This window comes from Halobellus sp. (assembly GCF_042218505.1).
Classification (GTDB): domain Archaea; phylum Halobacteriota; class Halobacteria; order Halobacteriales; family Haloferacaceae; genus Haloquadratum.
Map to the genome: position 1 here is coordinate 1 of NZ_JBDGQZ010000042.1, position 9014 is coordinate 9014.

General features: G+C 61.2%; 5 protein-coding genes. 4 read left to right on the top strand and 1 reads right to left on the bottom strand.

Going from position 1 to position 9014, the window contains the following annotated elements; all coding sequences use genetic code 11:
- Positions 1-446: 446 nt before the first annotated feature.
- Both ABEI27_RS11675 and ABEI27_RS11680 read left to right on the top strand, forming a co-directional pair.
- Positions 447-1007, top strand: coding sequence for a TATA-box-binding protein (locus ABEI27_RS11675; RefSeq protein WP_089769931.1), 561 nt, complete (start codon positions 447-449; stop codon positions 1005-1007).
- A gap of 89 nt (positions 1008-1096) precedes the next feature.
- Positions 1097-1873 carry a helix-turn-helix transcriptional regulator gene (locus ABEI27_RS11680; RefSeq protein ID WP_375799581.1) on the top strand — a complete coding sequence of 259 codons (777 nt, stop codon included), beginning with the start codon at positions 1097-1099 and terminating at the stop codon, positions 1871-1873.
- A gap of 173 nt (positions 1874-2046) precedes the next feature.
- On the opposite strand, the gene ABEI27_RS11685 is transcribed toward ABEI27_RS11680, so the two are convergent.
- Positions 2047-3252: a Cdc6/Cdc18 family protein gene (locus ABEI27_RS11685; protein ID WP_375799582.1), complete on the bottom strand. Its 1206-nt coding sequence runs from the start codon at positions 3250-3252 to the stop codon at positions 2047-2049.
- 1012 nt (positions 3253-4264) lie between these two features.
- Here ABEI27_RS11685 and ABEI27_RS11690 point away from each other — a divergent pair.
- Positions 4265-6370, top strand: coding sequence for a DEAD/DEAH box helicase (locus ABEI27_RS11690; RefSeq protein ID WP_375799583.1), 2106 nt, complete (start codon positions 4265-4267; stop codon positions 6368-6370).
- 175 nt (positions 6371-6545) lie between these two features.
- A complete protein-coding gene (locus tag ABEI27_RS11695) occupies positions 6546-8894 on the top strand; it encodes a type I restriction endonuclease subunit M (protein WP_375799584.1) in 2349 nt (782 codons plus the stop codon).
- Positions 8895-9014 lie beyond the last annotated feature (120 nt).

Consider the following 9014-nt stretch of genomic DNA (forward strand, 5'->3'; position numbering starts at 1 on the left):
CAAGGCTAACATCAGATTCCATCTGTACGGCGGACCGCAGGGGTGGAATCCTCATTTCGTGTCCGACTCAGTCGAAACGACGTACGGGTATAAACCCGTTGAATCCGTTTCGTCTCGCAGCATAGCGCGCCGCGGAAGTCGGTGTGCGAGCGCGAACGGAGTTCAACCGTCCGCAGTCGCGTTGCGTTCTTCGTATCACAGCTAAATGTGTGGGTTGTACTTAACCCCGTTGATCTCGAACGATCTTCGAAAATACGTGTCAGATATGTGTGCTCATCTAACAACACCGACAGCATTCGATTCGGGGTAGACGATTGTAAACTACTCGCTCGCATCTCGATGGTGGGTGGGAACTACCGATTTGAGTTCGAAGTAACGCTTGTCGGAGTACAGGTGTTTTATAACGGGGGCCTTTATAAGGAAGGGCGAAGATAATCCGACAGAGTATGAGTGCGCCGGCAGATTCGATAGAGATTCAGAACGTCGTTGCATCGACCGGAATCGGCCAGGAACTCGACCTCGAAGCGCTCGCAGAGGACCTTCCCGGAGCCGATTTCAATCCAGACAACTTCCCGGGGCTCGTCTACCGAACGCAGGAACCGAAGGCCGCGGCGCTGATCTTCCGATCCGGGAAGATCGTCTGCACGGGCGCAAAAAGTATTGACGACGTCCACGAGGCACTCGGGATCATCTTCGAGAAACTCCGCGGGCTGAGTATCCCCGTCGACGAGGATCCGGAGATCACGGTCCAGAACATCGTCTCGAGTGCGGATCTCGGTCACAACCTCAACCTCAACGCCCTCGCAATCGGCCTCGGTCTCGAGGACGTCGAGTACGAACCCGAGCAGTTCCCCGGACTCGTGTACCGAATGGACGAACCCGAGGTCGTCATCCTGCTGTTTGGGTCGGGCAAGATCGTGATCACAGGCGGCAAGCGGACAGACGACGCGAAGACGGCCGTCGAGGAAATCGTCAAGCGGATTGATGATCTCGGTCTGCTCGGATAACGTCCACGAAACCCTTGGGGGATCGCCTGGACGACGATCCAAACGGGCGATTGATAGCGTGATCGAGTTCGGTCCATAGAGAGTCAAAGATGACTGCACACGAGGACATCGCGTTCATTACCGGGTCGGAGGTCCGCATAGCAGTGCTGCACGCCCTCCGGACGACTACCGCGACGCCGACAACATTAGCCGAGGAGTGTTCGTGCGCGCGTGAGACAGCGCAGCGGACCGTCTCGGCGTTCGTCGAGCGCGGTTGGGCGGAGAAGGTTTCGACCAAGGAGGGGTATCGTCTCACGCGGGCGGGCGAACTCATCGCAGAGAGCTACGAGGAGTTCGAACGCTGTATCGAGGTTTCTGATAAGTTCCGGAAGTTTCTCGCAAATCTGCGAGGATCCGCGCCCAACCTCGATTGTGCGCTCCTCTCGGGGGCGACAGCAGCGAAGGCAACCGTAGAGAGCCCACACGCACCGATCGAACGGTTCCTCGCAGTCGTGGATGACGGCACCGTCGAGACGTTTCGAGGGGTCACGCCCATCGTCAGCCGCGTGTTTAATCGTGCTGCGGGTCGTGTGATCGGGCAGGACAGCGAAGTTGAGTTGATCGTGGATCAGGATGTCCTGTCGGCGTCGGCGTCAGAGTATCCGGACGCGCTCAGCCGAGCGGAGGAACTCCCGGGGTTCACGCTACTGGTCTCACCGGAGCCACTCGAGTTCGGTCTGATGATCATCGACGGCCACGCGTACGTGGGAGCGTATGACGACGAGGGGAATCTCGTTGCCAGCGCGGACTCTGACGACGAAGCGTTCGTCGCGTGGGCCGAGCAAACGTTCAGTCGGATCCAGGCGGAGGCCGAACCGTGGTCGTGATCAAAAGAGTCGAGTCCGGCGGCGTGATCGATGCCCCGAGGCGGTGATTGGGCTCAAGCAACCGCCGTCTGGGAGTTGTCGTTCTCGGCTGGAGCGTATTCACCGTCGGCTCAGCGGGCAGTACTCCCGACGCACAGGACATCGGTATCCACTCGGAGGTCATTGTTCCCGACTCAGCGGTCGTCGCCTTCGGTCAGCACGTCTTTCACGACTTGCGGATCCTCGAGCAGTTGGTGTTTCGTGTAACTTCCTTCGGCGCTCCCGCCGCTGTGTTTCGACTGTTCGATGATGTCGAGGAAAGCGTGTTCCTTCAGCAGGTCCCGGACCCGACGGAGCGATAACGTATCGGAACCCTGTCCGTCACAGATGTTCTCATAGACCTCGTACACTCGGCTGGTCCGGAACCCCTCCTGTCGGTCACTCGACAGCGAGAGGACAGCGAGCGCCTGCAAGACGTACCGAGAATGAGGCGTCGAGCCTCGAATCAGTTCGCGGAACCGATCCGTTTCGGCCCGCTCACGGGCTTGAGTCACGAACTCCTCGCGAACCGTTTGTGCTCCTTTCGATTGAGCAATCTCACCGGCATATCGAAGGATGTCGATCGCTTTGCGCGCATCGCCGTGTTCTCGTGCAGCGAGGGCTGCCGCACGCGGGATCGTCGATGGGTCGAGGACGTCTTCGCGGAACGCGTCAGATCGGGCGTCCATAATATTGCGGAGTTGGTTCGCGTCGTACGGTGGGAAGACGAACTCCCGCTCGCACAGACTGGATTTGACCCGTTCGTCCATCCGATCTTTGTACTGGATCTTGTTACTGATCCCGATGACGCCGAGTTTGCACCGCTCGATCTTCCCGGCCTCGCCGGCACGCGAGAGTTGCATCAGGATGTCGTCGTCGGAGAGTTTGTCGATCTCGTCGAGGAGAATCAAGACGACGTCGTAGCGGGCATCGAGGATGCGCCACAGGCGTTTGTAGTACGTTGAGGTGCTGAGTCCCTTGTCGGGGACCTTGATCCCCGTCTCGGAGGGTTCGTTGACACCGTCGGCAATCGTCTGCACCGCCTGGGTCTCGGTGGTGTCCTGCGCGCAATCGACGTACGCGAATGTGGCCGTGACGTCTTCTTCGCCCGCGGTGGCGACCAGTCGCTGGGAGACGTACTTCGCACAGAGAGACTTCCCCGTGCCAGTCTTCCCGTAGATGAGCACGTTGCTCGGACTCTGACCGAAGATGGCGGGGTTGACGGCGGCAGCGAGGTCCGAGATCTCGTCGTCGCGGCCGACGATCCGGCCCTCGCCTGGGAGGTGATTGATCTCCAGGAGTTCCTTGTTAGAGAAGATGGGGTCCTCTCGAGTGAAGAGGTCGTCGCTGGCATTCGGCATACTGTAGGACACCTCGTTTCCGGTGAAATGCGTTGTTATTCGTCCCCCGTGGGGATCCAGGGATTCGACGGATCCAACGCCGCATCCACACTCTTCGAGTCACTTCCTCGGCAGGCGAGGATGTCAGGAGGAGACTGATGACACACACACCGGGTTTCCGGTGAAACAGTGAGAGGAGGGGTGGAGGGGTAGTCGAAACGGGGGTTCAGTTTCACCGGAAACGAGGTGTGCTGTACAGAAGCGAAACTTTTCGAACGAGCAACGGCGTCTATACAGTGCACCTCGGGGGAAGCGATACCGTCTTGCTATGCGATGTCAGGACATTGGGACGTAGAACGGACGTCCGGAATAACAGGGGTCGGTTCGTCTGCACCTACAGACGACTTCGTCCCTGTTTTTATAAGTAGCGACGTTGCCAGTGAAGTTTGACGAGACACCACTATTTAATTGTTGTTTTTCAAAGGTCAGGATTGGGTTGCTCTGGTCGTTTTTCGATGACGAATATGAGGACCTTCGACGATAGACACGAGAACCTTCCACGGTGAAAACGGAGGATTCTGTCAGCGCCCGGACTGACACGCCGACGACTCCGGCCTGTTTCACCGGAAATCCGGTGTGTCTGCCGAGAGATGCCGTCACTGACGGATTCATAGAGGCGGTTGTACGGGATGGTGCAGCCGGTTATGGTTCTCCAGCGTTAGGAGGTATCGACCTGCCATTCATCGGAAACACGGTGTGTCTCTGACTATGACCTCCACAGTTCCGCGTCCCGAATGGAGCCGCCGACCCCGTGTCGAGAATACTCGTTTCACCGGAAACACGGTGTGTGTCTCAGTGTAATCACCAGTACAACACGCGGCCACCAGTCGTCCCGATTGAGGCGTTGTAACCGCTTCGGTTCACCGGAAACGTGGTGTGGCTCACTGGTAGCAACACACGTACACTCACCCGCTCGGCACCGGGTTCACCCCAGTCGCAAACCGTTTCCCGGCCGGAGCCGTTGCAGCAGACGATGACGGACGAGGACGGGATGCGCGACCCGAAACATAAGGAGAACGGCCGAACCGGAGGTGATTCGCGGAGAGCGGATCAGTCCCGAAATGGAGACACCAGAAACCGCGGCGACGCGACGACAATCGACCTCGACCGGTTTCACGACGTACTGGAGGCGGAAGGACGACCGCTCGCCACCGCCTCCGCGGTCGCTCGCCGGCTCGGGACGACGCAGGCGGACGCGGCTGCGGATCTCGATGGACTGACGGACGCTGGAGCGGTCGAACGCGTCAACGTCGAAGCCGACCCAGTAGTGTACTTTCCCACCGAGTGGGGGAAATTGGCGGAACGGGAACGGATCGTCCTCTTTCCCGAACGCCGCGAGATCGTCGTCGACCAGCCCACGCAGTACACCCGCGCCCGTCTCTCGCAGTTCGCCCATCTCGTCGATTCGACCGGCGAGAGGGCGCGGACGACAGTGGACCGCGAGACCGACACCCGCGGATATATTTACGAGGTCAGGCAGGAAGACATCTGGCAGGCTCCGTTCGACGGTCTCGAGGAACTACTCGGAGTGATTCGCTCGGTCCTTCCGCGGCGATCACCGCAACTCGAAGAGTGGGTCGAGTCGCAGTGGAAGCGCGCGAACCGCTTCCGACTAAGCACGCACGAGGACGGTTACGTGGTCCTCGAGGCTGCCTCAGAGAGTCTGATGGGCAACGTCGCGCGACAGAAACTCGACGAGAAACAGCTGGTCGCGCCGATCTCCGATACGGAGAGTTGGGTTCGAGAGGGCGAAGAGGCGGCGATCAAACGCGTTCTCTACGAGGCAGGCTACCCCATCGAGGACGATCGTGACCTCGACACGGGCGACCCCCTGGAAACAGACCTGACCGTCGAACTCCGGGAGTATCAACAGGACTGGGTCGATCGGTTCCTCGATCAGCGTTCGGGGGTTCTCGTCGGGCCGTCCGGCGCGGGAAAGACCGTGACGTCGATCGGCGTGCTCGCAGCCGTCGGTGGCGAGACGCTGATTCTCGTACCCTCCCGCGAACTCGCCTCCCAGTGGCGGACAGAACTGCTCGCCCACACCACCCTGTCCGAAGACCAGATCGGCGAGTATCACGGCGGACAGAAGGAGATACGCCCGGTCACCATCGCAACGTACCAGACCGCCGGGATGGACCGCCACCGCTCACTGTTCGACTCCCGCGGATGGGGTCTCGTGGTGTACGACGAGGTCCACCACATTCCGTCGCGGATCTACCGTCGGAGCGCGGACCTGCAGACCAAACACCGGTTGGGTCTTTCAGCGACGCCCGTCCGCGAGGACGACAAAGAAAAGGAAATCTTCACGCTCATCGGGCCACCGATTGGCACCGACTGGTCCCGACTCTTCGACGCCGGCTACGTCCAGGAGCCGGAGGTGCAGATCCGCTACGTGCCCTGGAGCGACGACTTCGCTCGAAACGAATGGGCGAGCGCCCACGGCCGGGATCGGCACCGGATCGCGGGCGAGAACCCCGCAAAGATCGACGAGACCCGTCGTCTCCTCGGGGCCCACCCCGATGCGAAGACGCTCGTATTCGTCGACTGGCTCGATCAAGGCGAACAACTCGCGGAGGCACTCGATGTCCCCTTCGTCAGTGGTGAGATGCCGCACTACCGCCGCGAACAGGTCTTCGAATCCTTCCGGGAGGGTGACCGCCGAACGCTCGTGGTCTCGCGCGTCGGCGACGAAGGTATCGATCTCCCCAACGCCGAACTGGCGATCGTCGCCTCGGGCCTCGGCGGATCCAGACGGCAGGGCGCCCAGCGCGCCGGTCGGACGATGCGTCCCGCAGGAGGCTCCCGGGTGTACGTCCTGGCGACCCGTGGGACGTCCGAAGAGGACTTCGCCCAGCGACAGATGCGACACCTCGCCGAGAAAGGCATCCGCGTGACGGAACGCGACCGAAGCGACAGCGACGCACCCGCAGATTCGGATGAAGCGTCCGAGGGCGACGAATTCTCTGAGCAGGATGATTCGCCCGACCGGGATGTGGCTACTGAGGATTCAGATTCCGGCCGGTCGGACCGATCGGGCGCCGGAGGGTCGGGAGAGTCGGACAGCGCCGATGACTGATCACAGTCGTGACAGCGACAGTGGTCGCAGTCGCGATATCGACGCTGATCGGGTTCACGGTGCCGACAATGACCACACTTCTGACACCGACGTCGACGAGAGGCGCAAGACCGACGCTCGTATCGAAAGCAAAAGACTGGCTAGCAACTCTCACCTCGACCAGTATCGTCGCTTGTTGAAAGAATCACTGGACGCTACGAAGGTCAAGCCCACTTTCGATGCCTGGAAGCAGTACGTCCGAGACCGACACGGAGACGTGTTCGCAGCAGTTACCGACAGCACGACTGACACCGGTAGCGTCGCTGTCGATCCCGAAGCATCGACGCGTGCCGTTGCTCGTGAACTGTTCGTAGAGACGCTCACGTTCGATTATCTGCTCGTCCGTCTGCTCGAATCGATCGAGGATCGATACGACTGCGCGGTTACCCGCCCGCTCGCTACCGACGCAGCGATTCAGTTCGATCCCGAGTTCGAGACGGTCCACACTTTCGTGCGTTCACGACTCGGCCCCGACCGATCGCTCAACGATGTGCTCGACCGAGTTGTGCCCGCTGTGGACCCGGGCGCAGTGGCTGATCTTCACCGCGCGTGCGTCTCCCCAGCCGCTCGCCGTGCTTTCGGACGATACGACACGCCACCCGGACTCGCAACGCTCGCTGTCGAGGAGGGACTACGGACGGACCGGGACTCGGACGAACCGATCACGAGAGAGACTGCTAAAGGACAGAGTGTACTCGACGACAACGAATCGGTTCCCCTCGTGCTGGACCCCGGATGCGGTACGGGGGCGTTTCTGGACGCGGCGATCACTCGACTACTCGATCAGGGCAGGCAGTCCAACGGAGAGGCGACCGACGATGAACCGGCGGCGAATAGTTCCCTTGATGTGACGAATCGGTATCGACTTCAGGAGGTCGTGGACGCCGTCCGCGGGTTCGACGTCTCCCCGACCGCTGTCCGTGCATCGAGACTGGCGGTCGCTCTCGCGGTCCGCCCACTCCTCGAAAGAATCGACGGCCCAGTCAACGTCCGTCCCCGGGTGGTCCTCGGCGACGTCGTGGAAACGACGGTCGACGATCCACCGCTGGCGGGCCGACGTGCGGACGTACTCGTCGCGAACCCGCCCTGGCTGACGTGGGACGGGCTTTCCGAACGGGTGAAGTCACAGTGGCGCGAGGGCCCGATCGCCGATCCGTCACTCGATTTGTTCAACCGTGAGGGCGTCGAGGCGCGACTCGGATACGCCAACGACGACCTCTCCGTCCCCTACGCCTGGGTGTGCCTCGATCGGTACCTCCGCGACGGGGGCCGGGCCGCGGTCGTCCTGAAGCGGGATCTACTCACCGGGCCCGCCGGGGAACGCATCCGGCGGCAGGAACTCGGAGGCCGACCGATTATCCACAACCGCGTCCACGACTTCGGTTCGCTGTCACCGTTCCCGGGAGTCGACGCCGGGACCGCGCTATTCTCCTTCGACGTCGGGGCCGACTCGACAGCGGCGACAACTGCTGATGGCGTTCCAACAATCCGATGGAGCCCACGAGGCGGGGATGCTGACCCCCGATCCGCAGCGGAAGCAGCAGAGTCCACGAGCATATTCGACTCACTGCAGGCGATGCGGGCGTCATTCGACCAATCTTCGGACCGGCTCGTCCCTGCGAACCCCGCGGAGCCGACCTCGGCGTGGATCCGTTCGGACGCCGAACGCCGTGTGCTCGGTGAGAGCGCGTATCGAATCCGTCACGGCGTGAAAGACGACGCGAAGGCGGTGTTTTCGCTCGACCGGGAGACCATCGACCGGCACGAGATCGAACCAACACACGTCTACCCGTATCTGAAATCAAGGCACATCGTGAAGTACGGGCTGTTCGGCTATGGTCACCATCTCGTCCCACAGCGGCGAGCGGGCGAAGACAACGAAGCGGACTTGCGGCGCGAGACGCCGGCGACGTACGCATACCTCGATGCCCACCGTCAGCGCCTTGTCGATCGGGGGTCCTCGTGGTTCGATGGCGGTCCCTTTTACTCGCTGTTCGGCCTCGGTCCGTACACGTGGACCGAGTACAAAGTCGTCTGGTGTCGCCTGGGGTTCAAACCACACTTCGCGGTCGTCTCGTCGGTCACCGACCCCCTGCTCGGCGAGAAGCCCGTCGTCCCGGGGGACCACTGTATGTTCGTCGGGACTGACGACGAACGAGAGGCACACTACCTGTGTGGGCTACTGAACTCGGCACCGTATCAGCGGTGTCTGCGCGACATATCCTCTGGCGGGAAATCCAGCCTCTCGAAGTCGACGGTGGGTAAACTGGCACTCCCAGAGTGGTCGGCAGCGCCTCAACAGCTCCGACTTGCGGAATTGAGTAGCCAGGCACACGACATCGTGCCCGAGCACGTTGATTGCTCGAAACGCACGTACAACCAGAAGACGATCCCGGAACTCGAGTCAGTCCAAGCAGAGATCGACCGCACGACGGAAGCAATTCTGGGGAGCAGATCTGCGAGTGAACCGCGTGAGACCAAGTGACGGGATCAGGGTGATTCTGTCCCGGATGAGTAACTCTTAAGTCACACAGCGGCGCTACGTTGAGATGCCCGCCCTTAGCTCAGCCTGGTAGAGCAGCCGACTGTAGATCGGCTTGTCCCC

What these genes read in the sequence shown, in the direction of transcription:
- ABEI27_RS11680 (WP_375799581.1), top strand. Translation starts at nt 1,097, where the DNA reads ATGACTGCACACGAGGACATCGCGTTCATTACCGGGTCGGAGGTCCGC.
- ABEI27_RS11685 (WP_375799582.1), bottom strand. Translation starts at nt 3,252, where the DNA reads ATGCCGAATGCCAGCGACGACCTCTTCACTCGAGAGGACCCCATCTTC.
- ABEI27_RS11675 (WP_089769931.1), top strand. Translation starts at nt 447, where the DNA reads ATGAGTGCGCCGGCAGATTCGATAGAGATTCAGAACGTCGTTGCATCG.
- ABEI27_RS11690 (WP_375799583.1), top strand. Translation starts at nt 4,265, where the DNA reads ATGACGGACGAGGACGGGATGCGCGACCCGAAACATAAGGAGAACGGC.